Origin of the sequence: Burkholderia sp. Bp8986 (assembly GCF_003854225.1) — a bacterium.
GTDB lineage: Bacteria > Pseudomonadota > Gammaproteobacteria > Burkholderiales > Burkholderiaceae > Burkholderia.
Genome location: NZ_QTQM01000015.1, coordinates 94112 through 113937, shown reverse-complemented (window position 1 = coordinate 113937; position 19826 = coordinate 94112). Strand labels below are relative to the sequence as shown.

20 protein-coding genes and 1 pseudogene are annotated in these 19826 nt (G+C 66.3%); 16 read left to right on the top strand and 5 right to left on the bottom strand.

Annotated features, from left to right (window positions below; translation table 11 throughout):
- The first annotated feature begins 65 nt into the window (after nt 1-65).
- On the top strand, nt 66-401 hold the full coding sequence (locus tag DID99_RS16165) for a hypothetical protein (protein ID WP_044847701.1): 336 nt from the start codon (nt 66-68) through the stop codon (nt 399-401).
- Between the two features lie 176 nt (nt 402-577).
- Here the strand turns inward: DID99_RS16165 and wrbA are convergent, their stop codons facing one another.
- Nucleotides 578-1180: an NAD(P)H:quinone oxidoreductase gene (gene wrbA, locus DID99_RS16160; RefSeq protein WP_044847700.1), complete on the bottom strand. Its 603-nt coding sequence runs from the start codon at nt 1178-1180 to the stop codon at nt 578-580.
- 61 nt (nt 1181-1241) lie between these two features.
- Complete coding sequence (locus DID99_RS16155; protein WP_124488081.1) at nt 1242-1967, bottom strand: pirin family protein; 726 nt, start codon at nt 1965-1967, stop codon at nt 1242-1244.
- 127 nt (nt 1968-2094) lie between these two features.
- On the opposite strand from DID99_RS16155, the gene DID99_RS16150 reads away from it, so the two are divergent.
- From DID99_RS16150 to DID99_RS16140, 3 genes are all read left to right on the top strand, one after another.
- Complete coding sequence (locus DID99_RS16150) at nt 2095-3012, top strand: LysR family transcriptional regulator (RefSeq protein WP_124488080.1); 918 nt, start codon at nt 2095-2097, stop codon at nt 3010-3012.
- A 103-nt stretch (nt 3013-3115) separates the two neighbouring features.
- Nucleotides 3116-4237, top strand: coding sequence for a Fic family protein (locus tag DID99_RS16145; protein ID WP_221622570.1), 1122 nt, complete (start codon nt 3116-3118; stop codon nt 4235-4237).
- A gap of 319 nt (nt 4238-4556) precedes the next feature.
- On the top strand, nt 4557-5540 hold the full coding sequence (locus tag DID99_RS16140) for a lysozyme inhibitor LprI family protein (RefSeq protein ID WP_260444588.1): 984 nt from the start codon (nt 4557-4559) through the stop codon (nt 5538-5540).
- 226 nt (nt 5541-5766) lie between these two features.
- Here the strand turns inward: DID99_RS16140 and DID99_RS16135 are convergent, their stop codons facing one another.
- Nucleotides 5767-7035, bottom strand: a complete 1269-nt coding sequence (locus tag DID99_RS16135; protein WP_260444587.1) for an alginate lyase family protein — start codon at nt 7033-7035, stop codon at nt 5767-5769.
- A 344-nt stretch (nt 7036-7379) separates the two neighbouring features.
- Between DID99_RS16135 and DID99_RS16130 the strand changes: the two genes are divergently transcribed.
- The 8 genes from DID99_RS16130 to DID99_RS16095 all read left to right on the top strand — a co-directional run bounded on the left by DID99_RS16130 (nt 7380) and on the right by DID99_RS16095 (nt 14596).
- Nucleotides 7380-8390, top strand: a complete 1011-nt coding sequence (locus DID99_RS16130; protein ID WP_124571247.1) for an AraC family transcriptional regulator — start codon at nt 7380-7382, stop codon at nt 8388-8390.
- Nucleotides 8391-8401: 11 nt separating this feature from the next.
- Nucleotides 8402-9076 carry an NAD(P)H-binding protein gene (locus DID99_RS16125; RefSeq protein ID WP_124488077.1) on the top strand — a complete coding sequence of 225 codons (675 nt, stop codon included), beginning with the start codon at nt 8402-8404 and terminating at the stop codon, nt 9074-9076.
- 41 nt (nt 9077-9117) lie between these two features.
- The gene (locus tag DID99_RS16120) at nt 9118-10062 is read left to right on the top strand and encodes a patatin-like phospholipase family protein (RefSeq protein ID WP_260428095.1); all 945 of its coding nucleotides are present in this window, start codon (nt 9118-9120) and stop codon (nt 10060-10062) included.
- 108 nt (nt 10063-10170) lie between these two features.
- Nucleotides 10171-10788, top strand: coding sequence for an START domain-containing protein (locus DID99_RS16115; protein ID WP_044847693.1), 618 nt, complete (start codon nt 10171-10173; stop codon nt 10786-10788).
- Between the two features lie 112 nt (nt 10789-10900).
- On the top strand, nt 10901-11734 hold the full coding sequence (locus DID99_RS16110) for an oxidoreductase (protein ID WP_044847692.1): 834 nt from the start codon (nt 10901-10903) through the stop codon (nt 11732-11734).
- Nucleotides 11735-11775: 41 nt separating this feature from the next.
- On the top strand, nt 11776-12624 hold the full coding sequence (locus DID99_RS16105) for an SDR family NAD(P)-dependent oxidoreductase (RefSeq protein ID WP_124571243.1): 849 nt from the start codon (nt 11776-11778) through the stop codon (nt 12622-12624).
- 452 nt (nt 12625-13076) lie between these two features.
- Complete coding sequence (locus tag DID99_RS16100) at nt 13077-13490, top strand: DoxX family protein (protein ID WP_124667150.1); 414 nt, start codon at nt 13077-13079, stop codon at nt 13488-13490.
- A 161-nt stretch (nt 13491-13651) separates the two neighbouring features.
- Nucleotides 13652-14596: an SDR family oxidoreductase gene (locus tag DID99_RS16095; RefSeq protein WP_124571242.1), complete on the top strand. Its 945-nt coding sequence runs from the start codon at nt 13652-13654 to the stop codon at nt 14594-14596.
- 456 nt (nt 14597-15052) lie between these two features.
- On the opposite strand, the gene DID99_RS16090 is transcribed toward DID99_RS16095, so the two are convergent.
- The gene (locus DID99_RS16090; protein ID WP_124571241.1) at nt 15053-15667 is read right to left on the bottom strand and encodes a cytochrome c; all 615 of its coding nucleotides are present in this window, start codon (nt 15665-15667) and stop codon (nt 15053-15055) included.
- 519 nt (nt 15668-16186) lie between these two features.
- Here DID99_RS16090 and DID99_RS16085 point away from each other — a divergent pair.
- Complete coding sequence (locus DID99_RS16085; RefSeq protein ID WP_124521235.1) at nt 16187-16768, top strand: hemerythrin domain-containing protein; 582 nt, start codon at nt 16187-16189, stop codon at nt 16766-16768.
- 70 nt (nt 16769-16838) lie between these two features.
- Here DID99_RS16085 and DID99_RS16080 read toward each other — a convergent pair whose 3' ends face one another.
- Complete coding sequence (locus DID99_RS16080) at nt 16839-17210, bottom strand: DUF3564 family protein (protein WP_124488069.1); 372 nt, start codon at nt 17208-17210, stop codon at nt 16839-16841.
- A gap of 154 nt (nt 17211-17364) precedes the next feature.
- On the opposite strand from DID99_RS16080, the pseudogene DID99_RS37870 reads away from it, so the two are divergent.
- The 3 genes and pseudogenes from DID99_RS37870 to DID99_RS16065 form a co-directional block, all read left to right on the top strand.
- Nucleotides 17365-17560: pseudogene (locus DID99_RS37870) on the top strand (RNA-directed DNA polymerase); the annotation flags it as partial.
- A gap of 366 nt (nt 17561-17926) precedes the next feature.
- Nucleotides 17927-18256, top strand: coding sequence for an H-NS family nucleoid-associated regulatory protein (locus DID99_RS16070; RefSeq protein ID WP_044847685.1), 330 nt, complete (start codon nt 17927-17929; stop codon nt 18254-18256).
- Between the two features lie 257 nt (nt 18257-18513).
- Nucleotides 18514-19761, top strand: coding sequence for an MFS transporter (locus DID99_RS16065; protein ID WP_124667149.1), 1248 nt, complete (start codon nt 18514-18516; stop codon nt 19759-19761).
- The last annotated feature ends 65 nt before the right edge of the window (nt 19762-19826 follow it).

The following is a 19826-nucleotide window of genomic DNA, read 5'->3' as shown; positions in this document are numbered from 1 at the left end:
CCGACGTCCGTCGCGTGCGGGCCGGCGTTCGACCCACATCCAACAATCGACAAGGAGAACCGGTCATGACGAAGTCTCGCGTGGTTTCGGTGGCAGTGGCAGTAACGGCGTCGTTCGGTCTGCTGTTGACCGCGGCGCCGGCGGCATATGCGCAGGATCCGGCGTCCGCGCCCATTGAGAATCCGGCATCCGCACCGACGCAGAAGCAACTCGACAAGGCGCAGAAGAAAGCTGCCCGCAAGGCGGCCCGCGCGCGTCACGCGAAGGACCTGAAGGCGATCGGCACGGGCACCGGCTACCGGCTCACCAACGACCAGAGCAACTATCCGCAGAACGCGGTGGAGAAGGCGCCCGCGACGAAGGCGGCGCCGGCGCCGGCCGCGCCTGCATCGGGCCAGTAATGGCCGCAAACGGCCGCAAACGGCTGCAAACGGCCGCAGGCGGCCGGCAAGGGCCGACGTTGGTTCAATGAAAAACGGCGCCGGGTTCGACCGGCGCCGTTCGCTCGTGTGTGTGCCGCGCAAGCGCCACGCGCCGCGGCCCGGGGGCTTCCCGGCACGCGCGGCATTCGTTCGCGTTACGACGCGAGCTTCGCGGCGAGTTCCGCGACGTGCTTGCCCTGGTAGCGGGCGATGTCGAGTTCGTTCGCGCTCGGCTGGCGGCTGCCGTCCGCGCCCGCGAGCGTGGTCGCGCCGTACGGCGTGCCGCCCGTGATCTCGTTCATGTTGACGAGCCCGCTGCACGCATAGGGCACGCCGACGATCACCATCCCGTGGTGCAGCAGCGTCGTGTGGAACGACGTGATGGTGGTTTCCTGGCCGCCGTGCTGCGTGCCGGTCGACGCGAACACGCTGCCGATCTTGCCGACGAGCGCGCCCTTCATCCACAGGCCGCCGGTCTGGTCGAGGAACGTGCGCATCTGGCCGGCCATGTTGCCGAAGCGGGTCGGCGTGCCGAAGATGATCGCGTCGTAGCCCGCGAGTTCGTCCACGGTGGCCACGGGGGCGGCCTGGTCGACCTTGACGCCGATCGCCTTCGCCTGGTCGGCGGGAATGGTTTCCGGCACGCGCTTGAGCGTGACCTCGACGCCGGGCACCGATTGCGCGCCTTCCGCGACGTGCTGCGCCATCGTTTCGACGTGCCCGTAGGACGAGTAGTAAAGAACGAGTACCTTGGCCATGTTGCGAATCTCCGATTAAGAAGGCCCCGCCTTCAGCGGGGCCCGAGGTTCCAAGCAGGCGTCATGCCCACTCGGCCGTCACTTCGACCGGACGCAGGTCGAATACCAGCACTTCCGCATCCTTGCCGTCGGCGAACGTCAGCGCCTGTTCGTCGCGGATGCGCGCGCCGTCGCCTTCGCCGAGCGTCACGCCGTTGACCGTCACGCTGCCGCGTGCGACATGCACGTAGGCGAAGCGGCCCGGTGCCAGTTCGAGCGTGGCGCGCTCGTCGCCGTCGAACAGGCCCGCGTAGATCCGCGTGTCCTGGCGGATCTTCAGCGAACCGCCGCTGCCGTCGGGCGACACGATCGGCGTGAGCTTGCCGCGCTTGTCGGCTTCCGCGATGTTCGTCTGCTGATAGCGCGGCTCGGCACCCTTCTCGGACGGTCCGACCCAGATCTGCAGGAAGTGGACGGGCGTCTCGTGCGAGTGGTTGAACTCGCTGTGACGCACGCCGGTACCCGCGCTCATCAACTGGACGTCGCCCGGCACGATCACCGACCCGGTGCCCATCGAATCCTTGTGCTCCAGCGCACCGTCGAGCACGTACGACAGGATTTCCATGTCGCGGTGCGGGTGCGTGCCGAAGCCGCGGCCCGGCGCGACGCGGTCGTCGTTGATCACCAGCAGGTCGGAGAAGCCGACTTGCTTGGGATCGTAGTAGTTCGCGAAAGAAAACGTGTGACGGGAGCTGAGCCAGCCATGCTCGGCACGGCCACGTTGGTTTGCTGCACGAGTCTCGATCATGATTTTTTCCTGGATGTCGCCGGACCTCGGAAGTGGGCCCGGCCGTTCGTTGAGATGAATCTTAGGTCAATCTATTTGACAAATAAATGGCCGTAGAGATAATGACTGTCGCTATGGAGTGGACAATATGGAACTCAACGACTTGAGGATCTTCGTCGCGACCGTCGATGCCGGCAGCTTCACGGCGGCGGCCGACCAGCTGATGCTGTCCAAGCAGTTCGTGAGCCGGCGCACGATGGCGCTCGAGGCGTCGCTCGGCGTGCGTCTGCTGCATCGCAACACGCGCAATCTCGCGGTCACGGAATCGGGGCAGGAGTTCTATGCGCGCGCGCAGCGGATCCTCGCCGAGGTCGCCGACGCCGAGCAGGCGATGTCGGTGCGCAGCACCGAGCTGCACGGCTCGCTGAAGATCAGCGCGCCGCTGTCGTTCGGGATCACCCACGTGTCGCCGCTGATCGCGGAATTCCTGTCCGCGCATCCGGCCGTGCGGCTGAACGTCGACCTGACCGACCGGCGGGTCGACCTGATCGGCGAGGGCTTCGATCTCGTGCTGCGGATCGGCACGCTCGAGGATTCGACGCTGATCGCGCGAGCGCTCGGCGCGTGGCAGATGATCGCGTGCGCGAGCCCCGCTTACCTGAAGCGGCACGGCGCGCCCGCGACGCCGGCCGACCTCGGCGGCCATACGTGCCTGATGTACGGGCGCGAGCGGCGCGTCGGCTGGGAATTCCGGGTCGACGGGGTGGCGCGCACCTTCGACGTGCAGGGGCCGCTCGTCGCGAACAACGGCGAAGTCGTGCGCGACGCGGCGATCGCGGGGCTCGGCATCGCGCTGCTGCCGCATTTCATCGTCGGCGCGGCGCTCGACAGCGGCGCGCTCGTGCCGGTGCTCGACGCGTACGCGCCGCCGCCGATCACGCTGAACGCGGTGTTTCCGCAGCACCGTGAAGGATTCGTCACGCTGCGGACGTTCATCGGGTTTCTGGCCGAGCGGCTGGGGAAGGCCGTGCCGGCGGCGAACGGCGGCGCGGACCGGCGGCGGTAGAGGCGCGGGCGTGCGGCGCGTGCGGTGAATCGAAGCGTAATCTCCGCAGGATTTGCGGAGATTGTTGAGTCATGCGGTGAATCGGTGGGATAATCTCCGCATCATGAGCGGAGATTACACCTTCATCTGGCAGTCGTCCGACTGGCCCGCCTGGCGCTTCGACCTCCCGGCACTCGCGACGTCACTGGCCGATGTCAGCCGTGCGCAAGGTGCGCTGGCCGGAAGACTGGCGGATGTCGGCCTCGCACTGCGCGATGAGGCCAGCCTGGCCGCATTGACGGAGGATGTCGTCAAGACCAGCGCAATCGAGGGCGACAACCTGAACGTCGCATCGGTCCGATCATCGATTGCGCGCCGGCTCGGCGTCGATATTGGGGCGCTGGCGCCGGTTGATCGCCATGTCGAGGGCGTGGTCGACATGGTGCTGGACGCGACGGCCCGTTCGGCGGAGGCGGTGACCGAAGCCCGGCTGCGCGGGTGGCATGCGGCGCTTTTTCCGACCGGCTATTCCGGGATGTCGCGGATCACCGTCGGCGCGTGGCGTATGGATGCGAGCGGGCCGATGCAGGTGGTGTCCGGGCCGATCGGCCGGCAACGCGTGCATTTCGAAGCGCCGCCTGCCGCGCGCCTGCCGAACGAGATCGAGCGCTTCCTGCGGTGGTTCAATGCGACGCCGGTCGAGCCCTTGCTGATCCGGGCCGGCCTGGCCCACCTGTGGTTCGTCACGCTCCACCCGTTCGACGACGGCAACGGCCGTATCGCACGCGCGCTCGGGGATCTGGTTCTGGCGCGCGCTGATCGGAGCCCGCAGCGCTTCTATAGCCTGTCGGCGCAAATCCAGCGCGAGCGCAATGCGTATTACGACGTGCTGGAGCGCACGCAGCGCGGTTCGCTGGACGTAACGGCATGGCTCGCGTGGTTTCTGGATGCGCTGGGTCGGGCCGTCGATCACGCGCACACGACGCTCGATGCGGTTCTGGTCAAGGCGCGCTTCTGGCAGCGATGTGCGGGCCTCGCGATGAACGAACGTCAGGTCAAGGTGATGAATCGCCTGCTCGATGGTTTCGAAGGGAAGCTGACCACCAGCAAGTGGGCCGCCCTCGCGAAGTGCTCGCAAGACACGGCGCTGCGTGATATCGAGCAGCTCGTCGCGCGCGGTGTCCTGCATCGCTCGTCGTCCGGTGGCCGGAGCACGAGTTACGAACTGGTGCCATTCGACGGCTGACGGCTGACGCGTGCTTGCGCTGCCGGCGTTCGCGCGTGTCGCCATCACGGCGTGCACATGCAAGGCCGAGGCATCGTGCGCGTGATCGGTGTGGATGGCGCGCCCGGTTCGGGTTACGCTTCGGCGGGCGGGGCGAGTGCCGCATGCCGCGCCGGGCATTTTTACCTCGAACGTTGCGGGCATGGCGTTTCTACAGGCCCGCGAACCAGCGACGATCCAGGCCATGACAACCCAGAACCGATCGAGTGCTCGCGCCGGCGAGCGAGGGCAAGCCGCGCTTCGCGGCCGGCATGCGTGGAGCGTGAGCCCGCGAGCCGCCATGATGTTGGCAATACTGACGATCGCGCCGATGGCCGCGCAGGCGGCCGGCTTCGACTGCGCGAAAGCTGCTTCGCCGACAGAGAAGACGATCTGCGCGGACGCCGGGCTGTCGTCGCTCGACGGCCAGCTGGCGGCGGCGTGGAAGAAGACGCTCGCGAAAGGCGGCGATACCGCCGCGCTGAAGGCGGCGCAGTTGAAATGGCTCAAGCAGCGCGATCGCTGCGGCAACGATGCGTCGTGCCTCGGCGATCGCTATCGCGAGCGGCTCGCGAGCCTGAACGGCGCGCCGCTTGCGGCCGACCGCTGGCAACAGACGTGGTATCGCGACAGCGACAACCCGTCGTTCGGTGGCGTGCTGACGTTCACCGGCACGGCACCGCGTCTGCACTTCGAACTGAGCGGCAACAATGGCGCGAATACCGGCGGACTCGGCGGCGATATCGACCTGCACGGCGACCGCGGCACGTTTCGCCAGGATCGATGCCGGCTCGATTTCAGCCGCAAGGGCGGCCGCGTGCAGGTTGCGCAGCAGGGCGGCGATGCCGATTGCGGCGCCGGTGCGGGCGTCGTGTATTCGGGCGAGTACGTTACGGCGTCGAAGGCGCAGGCGAGCCAGGCGGCTGACCTCGTGACGCTGAAGGTGCTGGCCGACGCGCACCAGAACGCGATCGCGCACACGCTGCTCGGCGCCGACTATCAGACGCTCGTCGATACGATCAACACCAGCGCGGACGAGCAGGATCTTGACGGCCTGAACGCCGACGTGAAGTCGTACTGGGTGCGCGGCATCGCGACGACGAACGCCGCGATCGTGATGCGCCGGGGCACAGAGTTGTGGATCGGGCTGCTCGTGTTCGATGCCCATGACAAGGTGCGCATGCGCTACTACTCGAACGTGCCGGCGTGGAAAAAGACCGTGCCGAAGACCATTCGCGCCTGGCACGACAATCTCGACAAGACGCTGCCGATCGATTTGATGTGATTCGGCGGGCCGCTGCGCCAGGCGTGACGAGGCCCTGGTCTTGGGCCAACGCTCTTCGCGATCGACGGCCGGCCATCCTGGCGACTGTCTTCAAGCTCGGCCGTGATGCGAGCGGCATCCGGCAAGATGTCCGCACCGGAAGAGATCTACCTTTGCTGTCTCGGGGTGGGGCAAATTCGGCGGCGAACCGTGGGTTCACGATTCGCTGGTCGCCGACAGCTGCCCGTCATTCGAGCGTATACGTCAACGTGCCATATCCCAGTTGATCGAAGCCGCCGCTGTTGGGACCGTAGTCGCCTCCGCCGCCTTCCGGCGCGACCTTGCGGGCAAAGGCCTCCACGTCCGGCGCGGAGAGCCCTTTCAGCACGACGTAGTGGTTATAGACGAGTGCCCAGACAGGGCGCTCGTTACCGCGCGAATTCGGCGAGATGACGGGCTGCGTGACGTCGCTGTTCGTGTATTGCGTGTAAGGCACGTCCCTCCCGAGGTTGTATCGAGCGGCGTATTCCGCTGCGCGCAGGAACCGGTTGTCGTCATATCCGTAAAGATCGTCTCCCTGGCTCCAGGCCATCTGGCAGAACGCCCCGAGCAGCGCAATATCGAGCATGGCATGCCCCTGGTCGCGCCCGCTTTCCTGCAGCTGACCCAGCCCGTCCGGATACAACTTCCACACCACGTGTTCGATCGCGCCGTTGCCGGCGCCGTGCCTGAAATAGTCGACCGCTTCGGCGTAGATGTCGTGGCGATCGGTCAGGATCCCGATCGCCAGCATGGACGCCATGTTGGCGAGATCCCAGTTGGCCCAGTAGTGGTCGATCCTTGCGCCGTTGTGCCGAACCAGGAAGTCGTGGTTCATGGGATAGAACACGCCGAGCATCATCGACTGGAAACGCCGGAAGTCGTCGGCGCGCCACAGGGGAGACGTGCGCAGGATTTCGCCCGCGTTCGCCAACTGGTAGCCGTAAATACCGGAAGCCAGGAACTTGTCGGAACTGCCGCCGATCATCGTCAGCGTGCGCGACCACGCGTTCAGGACTCCTATCGCATGTTGCGCGTAGGCGTCGTCGCCGGTGATCTTCCACCGAAGTGCCAGCGCGTAGGCCGCGGCGGCATCATTGAAGAGCGTCGCGTAATTTTCCGGGTGGTCGGGGTTTCGGCCGCGATAGATGGCCGGCTGCGGATTCGGCTTCCAGTCGAGCGAAGCATGCCGATTGGCAACCAGGCGTTGCCAGCCGTCGAACCAGGGCTGCCGCCGCGCGGCGACGTTCTCGCGCATGCGCGTGAAATCGCTCGCCGTATGCAGCAGGCCGGGGTGCACAAAAGGCGCGCCGGCCATCCGGGCGCCGGGCACGGTCTTCAGTTGCGTGCCGGTGGGCGACCGAGATGAAACGGTCGCGTCGGCAGGGTGCTGCGCCACGGCGGCGCACGCGCCCAGCATCACCACGCAAAGAACCGGGAGCGCGGCTGCTGTTCGCAAGGACGGACGAAATGCCATATGGCTCCGATAATGGTTGCGCGGTCTTGCCGAAAAAGAACCGGCATGGATTCGAACCGGGACCGTCGCACGATGAACGGGCCGCCGGGAGAAAGCTGCGTTGCCGAGTATGAACGGTCATCGCGACGCGACGGTTGACAGTAAGCATGCCGTAAAGAATCGTTTGGATTCTTCGCATGCCTTGCGCCCGCCCGCTATCTCTTGTGCAACTGCCGCCCCCCCTCGAATGTCACATCCTGCGATCGATTTGGCGCGCATTGCATGTATCCGATCGCGGTTCAACAGCTAAGCTGTTACCGCACACCGGACCAGGTCCGGCCATCATCGACTTTTGGTGCACACCCATGGCACGCAACCTCACTTTCTCTCTGGATATCGCATGGCGCACGCTGCTGAAGGACTTCGGCGTGCAGGCCGACCACGTGCTGCGCAGGGCGCGTCTGCCTGAAGACCTGTTTCATCGCGCAGATCGCGGGCTCGACACGGACGAGTACTTCCGCTTCTGGCGCGCGCTGGAGCTGGAAGCGAACGACCCCATGTTTCCGTTGCGCCTCGTCGAGATGGTCTCGGCCGAGGTATTCGATCCGCCGCTGTTCGCCGCCCTGTGCAGTGCCAACCTGATGCAGGCGGTGCAGCGCCTGGCCAAATACAAGCAACTTGTGGCGCCCATGAGGCTCGAGGTCGACGTGGATGAGGCCGGATCGCTGACGGTGTCGCCGCGCTGGTTGTCGGTGCAGACCGAGTTGCCCTATTCGCTGCAGGTGGCCGAGGTCGCGTTCTTCCTGCGGCTGGCTCGCCTGGCCACACGCGAGCCCGTGCAGGCATTGCGGGTGGCCCTGCCCCAGCTTCCGCCCGCCAGCTGTGCGCCGCGCTACCAGCGCTTCTTCGGCGTGCCCGTTCAACGTGGCGAGCGTCCGGCCATTACCTTTGGCGCCACCGATGCCCTGCGCCCGTTCCTGACCGTGAACGAAGGCATGTGGCGCGTGTTCGAGCCCGAACTGCGCCGTCGGCTCAGCGAACTGGACGCCACAGCCACGATGGCCGAGCGCGTGCGTGCGGTGCTGCTGGAGCTGCTGCCCGGCAACACGGCCACCATCGAGAAAGCCGCCGAGCGCCTGGGGCTCAGCAAGCGCACGCTACAGCGCCGCCTCGAAGACGAAGGGGAGAATTTCCGCTCGCTGGTGAACACCACCCGGGAAAGTCTTGCCCGCCACTACCTCGGGAGCACGACGATGACTGCCGGCGAAATCGCCTTCCTGCTCGGTTTCGAAGATCCCAACTCCTTTTACCGCGCCTTCCTGGAATGGACCGGGCAGACGCCGGATACCGCGCGCAATGCCATGCGCCTGAACTGAGAACGACACTCATGACCCTGCAAGAGAAACAACGCAAAGTGCTGCTGGCAGGTGCCACCGGACTCGTGGGCGGCCTGATGCTGAAGGCCCTGCTGGCCGACCGGACGGTCTCGGAGGTCCATGCGCTGAGCCGCCGCCCGCTGGCTGTGCGCGACCCCAGGCTCCAGGTCCACCAGGTGGATTTCGGCTGCTTGCCCGCGCTTGCGCAGGTCGACGAGGTGTACCTGTCCATGGGCACCACGATCAAGGTGGCCGGCAGCAAGGCGGCCTTCCGCGCGGTGGACTTCGATGCCAACCTGGCCGTGGCGCAGGCCGCATTTGCGGCGGGCGCGCGGCGCGTGGGGCTGGTCAGCGCCGCAGGGGCGAATGCCCGGTCGTCCATGTTCTATACCCGCGTCAAGGGCGAACTGGAAGATGCGCTCAAGGCCATGCCCTTCACGGCGCTGGTCATCGCGCAACCTTCGCTGCTGCTGGACTACCGGGACGGCCTGGGCCAGGCCACGCGGTACGGCGAGATCATCGCGATCCCCGTCGCCAGACTGCTCGCGCCGATCCTGCCCGGCGCCTACAGGCCCGTACACGCCGAGGCCGTTGCCCAGGCACTGGTACGAACCGTTCCCACGTCCCGGGGCGTGGTGATTCTGCCTTCTGCCGAACTGGCCCGGCTCGGCGCCGCGCAGAATTGAGCGGGATGGGAACGCGTTGGCTGCGCGCAGGCTTGCCTTGGATGCTGGCGGTCAGCCTGCTGAGCGCATGTGCCGGCGCGCCGAAGCGGGCGCGGCCCGGCTTCGAGGGCCTCTGGCTGGTCGACGGCGTCTTGCAGGCGCCAGCGGCCGTGCCGCCTGTCGCACCGTTTGCCGCCAGACCCCGGTTGGCCCTCGTGCTGGGTGGCGGGGGGCTGCGCGGCTTTGGGCACGTCGGCGTGTTGCAGGCGCTGGAAGAAGCCGGCATCCGCCCGGATCTGGTCGTGGGCACCTCCGTCGGCGCCATCATCGGTGCGGCCTATGCGTCGGGCCGCTCGCCCGGCCAACTCGGGCAGCAGGCCAACAGCATGCGGATGCGCGCGCTGGTCGATGTTGCCCTCGGCGGTCCCGGCTTCGTCAAGGGCGAGGCGCTGGCGAGCTGGGCCAACGGCCTGGTCGGCGGGCAAGCCATCGAGCGCTTCCCGGTGCGTTTCGCCGCCGTCGCCACGGACCTCGACCAGTCCCGGCCCTACGTGATCACGCGAGGTGACGCCGGCCAGGCGCTGCGTGCGTCGGCCGCGATTCCCGGCGTGTTACTGCCGGTGCAGGCCGGCGGCCACCTGCTGGTCGATGGCGGCGTCGCCGCACTGGTGCCGGTGCGGGCAGCGCGTGCGCTGGGCGCCGACGTCGTGATCGCAGTGGACATCTATTGCCACGGACCGCAATACCCCTCCAGTTCGGCGGTGTCGATGTGGTTGCGTGTGTCGCAGGCACAAAGCTGCTTGCTCTCGGGTCCGGAGGCCGCGTCGGCCGACGTGCTGATCGCTCCGCCGATCGCGCCCGCGGGCATGGATGATGCCGAGGGCCGGGAAACGGCACGGCGCCTGGGCTACGAGGCTGTCGTCGCGCAATTGCCTGCCATCCGGTCGGTCTTGCAGCGCCACGGCCTTGCAGCCCAGGTTGCACAGGCGCGAACGAAATCGCCCTGAGCCGCGTTCAGGCTGGCGCCGATCGCCATCCCTCTGGCGCGCGTGGCGAGTTCGCTGCGCAGCGTGGCCCTCTATGGTGAAGGCATCTTCACTCCATGAGGTTTCGCGATGATCGCCCGACGCAATCTTCTTTCCGCCGCCCTGCTGATTGGGCTGCTGGCCAGCCAGACGACCTTCGCGCAGGACGGCTGGTCGCTCGCCAGGCAGGCCGATGGCATCAGGGTCTACGTGCGCAACGTCGACGGATCGCCGCTGCGCGAATTCCGCGGCGAGGTGCAGATCCGGGCTACCCCCGATGACGTCGTCAAGGTGCTGCGTGACGCCGATGCCTACCGTCAATGGATGCCCGACGTGGCCGCATCCGAACTGCTCAAGGCCACCGACACCGAGCAGTTCCATTACCTGGACAACAAGGCGCCCTGGCCGGTCTCCAACCGCGACGGCATCTACCACTTCACCTACACGAAGGCCGGCGACGGCGCGGTCACCGTGCGCGTGGAGGCGGTCCCCGACTACCTGCCGTTGCGCGAGGGCAAGGTGCGGATTCCGCAGGCCAAAGGTCAGTGGAAGCTGGTGCCCGACGCCGAGGGTGTGAAAGTCACCTACCAGATGCATGCATCCCCCGGCGGCGCCATTCCCGACTGGCTGGCCAACCGGACAGTGGTGGACACGCCGTACGGGACGCTCAAGGCACTGCGCAGCCGTGTGCAGGAGGCCGGCCGATGAACATCGCGCCTCGTGCGGCGGCGCGGATCGCAAGCCGTTTGGCACATGACGCGAGGCAAGCGGCCTGCTTTTCCTGAAAAGCTAGCGGCAATTCAACAAAACGAGGTGCGACATGTCCACCACAGGAAAGAGAAAAACGGCTTTGGTCACCGGCGCATCGTCAGGCATGGGCAAGGCCATTGCCCAGCGCCTGATCAAGGACGGCTATCAGGTCTATGTCGCTGCACGCAGTGTCGACAAGATGGACGACCTGGCGCGACTCGGCGCCGAGCCGCTGCGCATGGACCTCTCCAGGGACGACGAGATCGTCGACGGCGTCAAGTTCATCCTGTCCCGGACGGGCGGGGTGGACGTGCTGGTCAACAACGCGGGCTTCGGCCTGTATGGGCCGGTCGAGGAAATCGGCATCGACGAGGCGCGCTACCAGTTCGAGGTCAACCTGTTCGGCGCCGCGCGGCTCACGCAACTCCTGCTGCCTGCCATGCGGGCCAGGCGCTCGGGATACATCGTCAACATCACCTCGATGGGCGGCAAGATGTACAGCATCCTGGGGGCCTGGTACCACGCGACCAAACACGCACTGGAAGGCTGGTCGGACTGCCTGCGCCTGGAAGTGGCCGAGTTTGGCATCAAGGTCGTGATCGTCGAACCCGGCGTGATCGAGACGGGTTTCGGTGATGCCGCCACCGACAGCATCGTCAAGCGTTCGGCCAGCGGCCCGTACGGCCGCCTGGTGCAGATGGTGGCCAAGTCGATCAAGAACACATACGGACACGGCACCGGTAGCGATCCGCGCGTGATCGCGGACGTGGTCTCCAAGGCCGTCTCCAGTCGCAAGCCGCGCACGCGCTATGCGGCCGGCAAGTTCGCCAAGATGCTGATCCGCATGCGCGTCTGGCTAGGCGACCGCATGTTCGACCGCATCATCCTCAGTCAGACGCGCTGACAGACCGTACGGCTTTTTTCCCCAACATGGAGGTATGCGATATGACATCGAAAGTCTGGTTCATCACGGGCGCCGCACGCGGATTCGGGCGCATCTGGGCAGAAGCCGCACTCGCGCGCGGCGACAGGGTGGCTGCAACGGCCCGCAACGCCGGCTCACTGGACGTGCTTGCGGAGCGCTATGGCGACCGCGTACTTCCCCTGGCCCTGGACGTGACCGATGCGCAGCAGGTTGCGGACGCAGTCACGCAGGCGCACCAGCATTTCGGGCGACTCGACGTGGTGCTGAACAACGCCGGCTACGCGTTGGTCGCCGCCATCGAAGAAGCCACGGTCGACGACGTGAAAGCCGAATTCGAGACGAATTTCTTCGGTGCGCTGCGCGTCATCCAGGCTGCGCTGCCTGTCCTGCGCAGCCAGCGCAGCGGGCATATCCTGGGCGTCTCCAGCGTGGCGGGCATCGTGGCCGGTCCCATTTCCGGCTTCTACAACGCCTCCAAGTGGGCGCTGGAAGCCCTGCACGACAGCCTGGCGCAGGAAGTCGCCAACTTCGGCATCAAAGTGACGCTGATCGAGCCCGGTGCCTACGCGACCGACTTCGCGAGTCCCGCGTCCCTGAAGATCGCCGAGGGGCTGGAGGCCTACGCAGCGCTGCGTCAGCAAGCGTTCGCGCGGGGTGCGGCCATGGAATTCGGCGAGCCGCAGGCCACGGCGCAGGCCGTGCTGCAGGTCGTCGATACGGACAAGCCGCCGTTGCGTTTGTTCCTGGGCACCGAGGGCATGCCCGTCGTGCGCGCGGCCTATGCGGCGCGACTGGCCGAGTGGGAGCAATGGGAGGCCGTATCGAATGCGGCCCAGGGCGTCTCGATCCGCCAGGCCATCGTTACCTGAGGTCATGCCGTGGCCGGTGCCATCGGCATGTCCGGCGGGTGCCGTCCGGCGTATTCGCGGGCCGAGGGGGCCTCGACGCTGCGCTGGCCGGCCCACCGCCGATCGCCGGCTGCCCTTGCATGGAAGGGAAAGCCGCGATAGCCCTTTCGTGTGCGATGCCCCGCCGGCCGCCTATGACGCGTTTGTTACGTGACAATTGTCCACTAAATTGAGACAGCCAATCTTGTTGTGACGGATTGATGATTTCCGGTGAGACAGTAGACTGCACCCGTGCTTCGCCAGAACCGTTCGGCAGCGCGCCACGACGGCGCGACCGGACGGATTCTTCGGCAGCGGGCCGGCCGGCCCGCGGTTCGATCGTGCGAGGCGGGTTCGTTGTCGATCCGTGAGTTCGCCATTGCGGCGGACGTCGGCACCGAATGCGTCAAAACCGTCAAATCAAGGTGATTGCTATGCGTTACGTTTCGCTGGAGTCGAAGAAGGACGAGCTGCTGCTGGCGGCTCGCGTGCTGCTGATGATCCTGTTCGTGCTGTTCGGCTGGCAGAAGCTGAGCGGCTTCTCGAGCACGGTCGCGTACATGGCGTCGACGGGTGCGCCGTCGCCGGAGCTGTCGGCGGTGATCGCGGTGGCGGTCGAGCTGGTCGGCGGCGCGCTGATCGCGGTCGGCTTCTATACGCGTCCGCTCGCGCTGGTATTCGCGGTCTATACGCTCGCGACCGCGTTGATCGGGCATCGCTACTGGGCGCTGCAGGGCATGGACCAGTACCTCGCGATGATCAACTTCTACAAGAACATCAGCATCATCGGCGGGCTGCTGTTGCTCGCGGTGAGCGGGCCGGGGCGGTATTCGTTCGACCGGAAGTAAGCGGGCGCGAGAATTCGCGCTGCACGACGGGCCCGGTGCGTGGAAGCGCACCGGGCCCGTGTTTCATCATCCGCCCGTTGTCGAGGTGCGCGCGAAATCGACATCGGTTGCCGGTTCTCGTATAGATTGGGGCCCCTCGTCCCCTTTCATCGTTGGCTACCGTGTCGCACCCGACCATCCTTCTCATCGGCGCGTCCGGCCTGCTCGGCCGTGCGGTCGCCGCATCGTTGTCCCGCGCAGCGTCGCTGACGCTCGTCGCAACCATCCGGAACCCGGACGCCGCGGGCGCACGGCGCCTCGCATTGCCGCCGGAAAACATCGTCCGACTCGACGTGCTCGATCAGCCGGCACTCGAACGTCTGTTCGACACGCGCCGCCCGGCCGCCGTGATCATCTGCGCGGCCGAGCGCCGCCCGGACGTCTGCGAACGCGACCCCGCGGCCGCGCGCGCGATCAACGTCGACGCGCCGGCCCGCATCGGCGCGCTCGCCGCGCGCTACGGCGCGTGGACGCTCGGCATCTCCACCGACTACGTGTTCGACGGCAAGGCCGCGCCGTACCGCGAAGATGCCGTGCCGAACCCGCTGAACATCTACGGCCGCACCAAGCTGGAAGGCGAGGCCGCGTTGCTCGCCGCGTCGCCGCTTGCCTGCGTGCTGCGCCTGCCGTTGCTCTACGGCCCGATCGTCGACTGGCGCGAGTCGGCCGTCACGAGCCTCGTGCCGGCGATCGTCGCGTCCGCGCGAGCGGGCGCGGATGCGGTCGGCATGGACGCGTGGGCGATCCGCTATCCGACCTACACGCCGGACGTGGCGGACGTGATCCGCGACCTGACGCTGCGCCAGCTCGCGGGTTCGCCGGTCACGGGCATCCGTCATTGGTCGGGTGAGGAACCGATGACGAAGTACGACATCGCGCAACGGATCGCGGCCGCGCTCGGCATCGACGCCGCGCTCGCGCGGATCGACACGCCGGCCGATGCGACGCCGCGTCCGTACGACTGCCATCTGGATGCATCGCGCGTGCGCGCACTCGGGATCGATCATGTGACACCGTTCGCGACGGGGCTGCAAGCCGTGTTGCGCGACGCACCGCCGCTGCCGTAAGCGCGGCGCGCCGCAATGCCGCAACGTGTGGCAGCGGTCGGCGCCGGGGCGCGGCTGGGCGTTACACCGCGCAACATTCCCGTTTGGGGGAAGCGTCCGGGCCGCAAGGCGGCCCGTCCGGTTCGCCGATACCCTGGCGCATTCGAAAAATCACGCGAGCAAGCGAGAGCCGATCGTGGCGTGTCTTCGTATCGGATGCGATCGCGCGCGCGACCTCGTGCGTGCCCGTTCCCGACCGACTGCTTTCCGGCCGCGTTGCCGGACGAAGCGAAACGTTACGTCATCCATATCGATGTCGACACGTTCCATGCGCCGTGGCTCGGGACGAGCGCAGCTGAATCGGGGTTGATCGTGTCACCTGTCATCGTGGTTGCGTCCGCAACTGTGGGTTGCGGACGCAATCGTGGGTCGATTCAGCAGTGCCGGCGACGTGCAGAGGATTTCGCGCTTACGACCCTACTGCGATTCGAGCCATGTGGCGACCGCATTGGCGTCGTCGGCATCCAGCGTATGAGCAACGGCTGTCATGACGGGGGAATTGGCACGTGTCTCGTTCTTGAAGAACTCGATCTGCCGAAGCAGATAGTTCACGTGTTGTCCGGCAAGCCGCGGGAACGCGCCGGCACCCTGGCCCTGCGGGCCATGGCACGACGCGCATGCCGGGGTCCCCCGGTCCGGTACGCCATGCTCGAAAATATCCTTCCCCCTGGCCATCAGCGCGGCGTTGCCTGCCTTGCCATGCACCGGTTCCTGATGCGAGTAATAGGCTGCAAGCGATGCAATCGTCGCATCGTCGAGCCGCGACGCAATACCCCACATATACTCGCGCGCATGCGTCTCGCCCCGCGTGTGCTCGCGGAAGCCCTTGAGCTGCACAGTGAGATATTCCGGTGTCTGGGCGCTTAAGCGCGGGAACATGGGTGATTCGCTGTGTCCCCGTGCACCGTGGCAAGTGGCACAGACCTGCCGAGCCAGTTGCTCCCCGTCCTCGGCGCGTGCGTGCGACGGGACGCCGCCGATCGCGATGACGATCGGTAGCAGTGACATTGGCAAGAAAAACATCTTGTTCATCTTTCTTTGCTTCCAGTCGAACCGCGGTACAGCCAAACAGCCGGTATCGGTCGCTTGCGTTGGTATCGATGTCTTCCCTCGCGGCCTCATGCTTGCGTAGCGATACTGAATACAGTGTGAGAGCGCCGGAGACGGATATCTTGATTGAAGTCAAATACGAGTGTATTTCGCCGCTCGCCGCGGGTGCTTTGCCGGTCCATCGCTGTCGCCCGTCTTTCACACGATCGCGCTGACGGCGGAGCGCATCCGGACCTCGAAAACCAGGTGCCGGATCGATGACAAGCACGAGCGATTCAGTCGGCAGGGCACCTGTTCGAATCGGCCGACGCATGCCGACTTCGCGCGTTGCCGGGCCGGCACACTCTTTGATCTCCCTCAAGGCCGTCGCGTCGGCACACTTTGATGTCGAGCCGCAGCCGACCAAGATGGAAATTGTGGGCACTGGCTGACGGGCTCGCCGAGCAAGCGAGCCGATCGAGCGATCGCCAGTGCATTGCGCCTGTTTCCGTGAGGTCTGGTATGTCGTCGTTGGGGCCGCGGGCCGCGATCACCGTCATCCTCCGTGAGCACGAGCGGCTGTCTGCCGTCGTCGAGGGCATGCGGCGCTATGTCCATCTGCTTGCGGCTGGCAAGCCCGTTCCGGGTCTCATGGTGTTCCGGGCGATGCTCTATTACATTCGAGAGTACCCCGAGCAGATACATCATCCGAAAGAGGAGCGCTACCTGTTTGCACCATTGCGGGATGTGGCCTCCGAATTCGACGGCGTGATCGACGAACTGGAGACTCAGCACGCGCGAGGTGACGGGATGTTGACCAATCTCGAACACGCGCTGACCCGGTACGAGTTGAAGGGCGCGCCCGCATTAGCGGCACTGGTGGCGCTGGTGGATGAATATGCCGAGTTCTATTCGGATCACCGGTTTACCGAGGAGACGCTGATTTTGCCGGCCGCGAGACGTTTGCTGTCAAACGAGGACTGGGCGGAACTTGATCTCGCCTTCGGAGCCAATCGCGATCCATTCGACGGGGTCAAGCTCGAAGCCGATCTCGGCAAGCTGTTCTCGATGATCGTCAATGCGATTCCGGAAACGGAAGATTAGCGGTTCGCGCGTGGGTGTCGGCCGAGGCTCTCTACCGAGCCAGGATGCCGGCTCCGTGTGTGCGACGCGCTCAGCGTGCGTCGTCTGCAAACAGCCGGTGCTCGGGTTCGGCCTGCTCGGTATCGAGACATTGCACGCGCCAGCGACCGGCATCCGGCGCGTGATGGGCATGCGGGTACCAGCGTGCCATGCCGGATGCGCCGACACTTGGCGCTTCGGCATTGCCGGACGCGAAGCCGTCAAGGACGATGAGCGGACGGCTGGCGTCGGGCACGGCAAGCCGGATGCCGTCGCCGGTCCGGGCAAGCGTCCCCCATGAGGGCATTGCCATCGCGTAGTGGCCTTCACATGACCACTTTTGCTCGTCGAAATCAAGCCAGACGATCGCATACGCCGACGGGCCGGCATGCGCGAACGTGTCGAGATGAACGGTGATGCGCATGGTGGATTCCTGTGATGAGTGACTGCCGACATCCGGTGAGAGGGCATGGGTCCAGTCTAGGTTTGGCCGTGCGCCCGGCCTTGACGCACGTCAACCGGTCAAGCGGCATGACGGCCATCGACGATCGCTGGCTCGACGACTTCCGTCGTGGTTTTCTCGTGACGCTGACGACAAGCGTCGCCTGACCAACTGCATCCGCCGCGGGCCGGCGTCGCGGAACCCGCGCCGCGCATCCGGATTTCCGCGGACATCTGGCCGGACGCGTCGGCCATGCAAGCGCGCTGAACGCCGCGCGCGGTCGGAAGCTGCATGCGCGGATCGCGCGGGACGGGTGCCGCTTCGGCACGTGAAACGCCGCGCCGGCGTCGAGGCTCGCGGGCCAAGGCCGGCGAGTGTGCGCCGGACCGCAAAAGTCCTCGAACATGACGGATGCGCACTGCTATCATTCGCGCCATGCCGCGCCTGTGCCAGGGTGCGGCGCCAGGCGGCGAGGAGGTCGCCGCCGAAGGCTCGCCGCGCGTTCGAACGCGGCGCGCCAGGTGTTGCGTGCCGATGTCATGCGGTTTTCGACGATGGTGTTGCGTTCGGCACACTTCGAAACCCTTACAGATGCCGGCAAACGATTCACACATCGCAACACAGATTGGCGGAACTTCGTGATAGGTTCTGCCATCGGAGGTTTTTTGAATAAAAACATGCCCAAAGAGGATGAATACATGACCCAGGCTCTGCAGGAACTCGAAGCACAACTTCGGGACCTGAACATCAAGCTGTCGGAAGCCAAGCAGAAGGAGAAGCAAGCCGCACTGGCGGCATTCAGGGAGCAGGTCCAGCTGTTGGGCATCTCGCAGCAGGAAGTGCTGAGCGCCCTCGGCTACATCGTCCAGCGAAAACGCAAGGCGCCTGCCAAGTATTACGATCCGACGACCGGCCGCTCGTGGTCGGGCCGCGGCCCGCGACCCAAATGGCTCGAAGGCCGGGATCTCGATACGCTGCTCGTCGACCGCGAGGCCAAAACCTGGTGGCCCGGGGACGATCAGGGCTGAGTCAGCACCGCGCCGGCACCGCGCCGGTGCCGTTCGACCCGCGCCGGCCTCACAACTCCCGCTTCATCCCGTTCTTTCGGTGTCCCGGCCTGACTGCGGGATCACCGGCTTCAACATCTTTCAAATTTATTACCGCCGCTGCCCGCTTCCGTTCCCGGAAGCGGGCAGCGCGGCGCTTTCTGCGTGCGCCGTGCACGGGCCCGTCATGCGCGGGAACAGGCTTTAGAATGTCGCCCGGACATTTCCGGCGGGACACCATGGCAGCAAACATGAAATCTTCGGCGCTCGACGATCCGGCGGCGCCGCGCGGCGGGCAGGTCGGGGCGTACGCGTGGAAGGCGCTGGCCGGCTCGGCGATCGGCTACGCGATGGACGGCTTCGACCTGCTGATCCTCGGCTTCATGCTGCCGGCGATCACCGCGGCTTTGCAGCTGACGCCCGGGCAGGGCGGCGCGCTCGTCACGTGGACGCTGATCGGCGCCGTCGCGGGCGGCATTTTGTTCGGTGCCCTGAGCGACCGCTACGGCCGTGTGCGCGTGCTGACCTGGACGATCATGCTGTTCGCGGTCTTCACCGGCCTGTGCGCGTTCGCGCAGGGCTTCCGGGACCTGCTCGTGTATCGCACCATCGCGGGCATCGGCCTCGGCGGCGAATTCGGCATCGGCATGGCGCTCGCGGCCGAAGCGTGGCCGGCGAGCAAGCGGGCGCGCGTGTCGTGCTACGTCGCGCTCGGCTGGCAGGCAGGCGTGCTGCTGGCCGCGCTGCTGACGCCGCTGCTGCTGCTCCATATCGGCTGGCGCGGGATGTTCGTGGTCGGCGTGTTGCCCGCGCTGCTCGCGTGGGTGCTGCGCAACCGGCTGCACGAGCCGGAAGTCTTCGTGCAGCGCGCGACGCGGCCGCGCGCCAACGCGTTCCGGATGCTCGTCGCCGACGCGCGCACCGCGCGCACGAGTCTCGGCATCGTGATCCTGTGCTCGGTCCAGAACTTCGGCTACTACGGGATCATGATCTGGCTGCCGACCTTCCTGTCGAAACAGATGGGCTTCTCGCTGACGAAGTCGGGGCTGTGGACCGCGGTGACCGTCGTCGGGATGATGATCGGCGTCTGGACCTTCGGGCAGCTCGCCGATCGCATCGGCCGCAAGCCGACGTTCCTGCTGTACCAGCTCGGCTCGGTCGTGACGGTCATCGCCTACGCGCGCCTGTCGGACCCGACGGCGATGCTGTGGGCCGGCGCGCTGATGGGAATGTTCGTCAACGGGATGGTCGGCGGCTACGGCACGCTGATGTCCGAAGGTTATCCGACCGCCGCGCGCGCGACTGCGCAGAACGTGCTGTGGAATATCGGCCGTGCGGTCGGCGGCTTCGGGCCGGTGGCGGTCGGCGCGCTGGCCGCGCGCTACTCGTTCCAGACGGCGATCGCGCTGCTCGCCGGCCTCTACGTGCTCGACATGGTCGCGACGCTGTTCCTGATCCCCGAGCTCAAGGGCGTCGAACTCGAATGACGATGCGCGATGCGTGGCCGGGTTTCGCAGCCAGGTGCCGCGCCGCGGTTCAATTCAACGATTCA